The organism is Aquiflexum sp. (assembly GCF_041751335.1).
GTDB lineage: Bacteria > Bacteroidota > Bacteroidia > Cytophagales > Cyclobacteriaceae > Aquiflexum.
The window spans coordinates 1-1575 of the sequence record NZ_JBGSXS010000317.1; the positions used below are offsets into that span (position 1 = coordinate 1).

At 37.1% G+C, this 1575-nt stretch carries 2 protein-coding genes; both read right to left on the minus strand.

The genetic code is table 11. The features are described 5' to 3' along the window. Positions 1-190: hypothetical protein (locus tag ACEW8U_RS17735; RefSeq protein WP_373523392.1), on the minus strand; the 190-nt coding region annotated here is incomplete at its 3' end. Next, positions 190-1575: MBOAT family protein (locus tag ACEW8U_RS17740; RefSeq protein WP_373523393.1), on the minus strand; the 1386-nt coding region annotated here is incomplete at its 5' end. The genes ACEW8U_RS17735 and ACEW8U_RS17740, both read right to left, overlap by 1 nt.

Here is a 1575-nt window from a genome sequence, read left to right on the forward strand (position 1 = left end):
AAACATCGATATCTGTGGTGGTATTTGCTTCCCTCATTCTCGTCCACATAAATCCATGAGCTCCTTTTGCATTTTTGATATTTGAAAAAAATCCATGTGGTCTTACCTCGCCAATTATTAAAGTTACAAGAGGGTAAAGCACCAATAAAATAGCAATCATAAAAATAACTTTCTTTAGAAACCTTTCCATCAAAACTGAAAGTAGATGAAATCTACAGGTTCACTAAATACACCCCAAAAAATTACAGCATATAAAACGGATGCATAGGCAGCGTATCTCCATCGTTTTTGAGGAAACATGAATAACCAATTCCCATAAATTCTACCTACCCACTCCAATAATATGAATAACAATAATGCGAGTCTTAAGTCATAAGAAATAAATCCAAAATTTTGGGGTAAAAAGGGGTTTAAATAAATTCCCTGTATATATGCAAAGGCATCTGTTATGGATGCAGACCGAAAGAATATCCAAGCAAAACATATTAATCCAAAAGTGAATGTAATTTGCCCAGACTCTTTTAAAGAAGGCCAATATTTGCCTTCCGCAGCATTATCGGTGAATCTTCTATTCTTTTTCTGCAAAAACACTGGTATAAAATATATGGCATTTAATCCTCCCCAAAATACAAATGTCCAATTTGCCCCATGCCAAAAACCTGAAACCAAGAAGATAAAAAAGATATTCCTGATGCTTAGCCATTCGCTCAATTGAGACCCTCCTAAAGGGATATACACATAATCACGAAACCAAGTGGATAGGCTAATATGCCAACGTCTCCAAAACTCCGCAATATCCCTGCTAAAATAGGGAGTCCTAAAATTAGTCATCAAATCATAACCCAAAAGTTTTCCTGTACCTATAGCTATATCAGAGTATCCCGAAAAGTCACCATAGATTTGAAAAGCGAATAAAACTGCCCCTAAAACCAATTCTAGTCCAGAAGCATCTGAGTAATTGGCGAAAATTGGATTCACCACCATGGCGCAATTATCAGCGATCACTACTTTTTTGAACAAACCCCAAAGTATTAGCTTTAACCCTTCTGTTCCTCTTTCATAGATAAATTCACGTCTTTTAAAAAATTGAGGTAATAAGTTAGCAGCCCTTTCTATCGGCCCGGCCACCAATTGCGGAAAAAAACTGACATAAGCAAAGAAAGCCACTGCATCTTTGGTCGGCATCATTTGTCTCCTGTAGATATCAATCGTATAGCTCATCGTCTGAAAAGTATAAAAGCTGATGCCTACAGGAAGGATCAATTGCAGGGAATAAGGGTTGGCCTGAAAACCCGCTGTATTGATCAAATCCGTAGCGGATTCTATAAAAAAGTTGAAATACTTAAAGAAACCCAATAAGCCAAGATTTACGCCCAAGCTGATACCCAAGTAAACTTTCCTTTTGAAAGTGTCCTCTGCATCTCCTATTTTCAGCCCACAGATATAATCCACCAAAGAACTAAAAGCAATCAACCCCAAAAACCGCCAATCCCACCAACCATAAAACACATAGCTGGCGAGAAGAATAAATCCATTTTGAGCCTTAAGGTTATTCTTAAAAACAAACCAATAGAG